This window comes from Pectobacterium jejuense (assembly GCF_026800125.1).
Classification (GTDB): domain Bacteria; phylum Pseudomonadota; class Gammaproteobacteria; order Enterobacterales; family Enterobacteriaceae; genus Pectobacterium; species Pectobacterium jejuense.
The window spans coordinates 1-387 of sequence record NZ_JAPQKX010000042.1 but is presented as its reverse complement, the minus strand read 5'-3'; the positions used below and the strand labels follow the sequence as shown (position 1 = coordinate 387).

The window sequence follows — 387 nt, the reverse complement described above, 5'->3', positions numbered from 1 at the left end:
TTTATACCCGCAGGTATCCATGCATGTTCAGCTGTCATGTTTCAATTTTCAGCTTGTTCCAGATTGTTAAAGAGCAATATCGTAAACATGACTCCGAAGAATCATCTTTAAGATATTCGTGATAATGTCTTTCACTCATTATCGGATTGGCGTCCCCAAGGGGATTCGAACCCCTGTTACAGCCGTGAAAGGGCAGTGTCCTAGGCCTCTAGACGATGGGGACACGAAAAATCCGCACCAGGTTATAAACCCGGCACGCTCGCGTCAGCATGAGTCTACACTCATGACATCAACAGGTGCGCTTGCTCAGTATTTTCATCAGACAATCTGTGTGAGCACTTCACGCAACACACATCTTCTTGGTAAGGAGGTGATCCAACCGCAGGT

Annotated in this window: 1 tRNA gene; it reads right to left on the bottom strand. The window is 46.5% G+C overall.

What is annotated here, in order from left to right:
- Positions 1–147: 147 nt before the first annotated feature.
- A tRNA-Glu gene (locus tag NXT09_RS22365) sits at positions 148–223 on the bottom strand.
- Positions 224–387 lie beyond the last annotated feature (164 nt).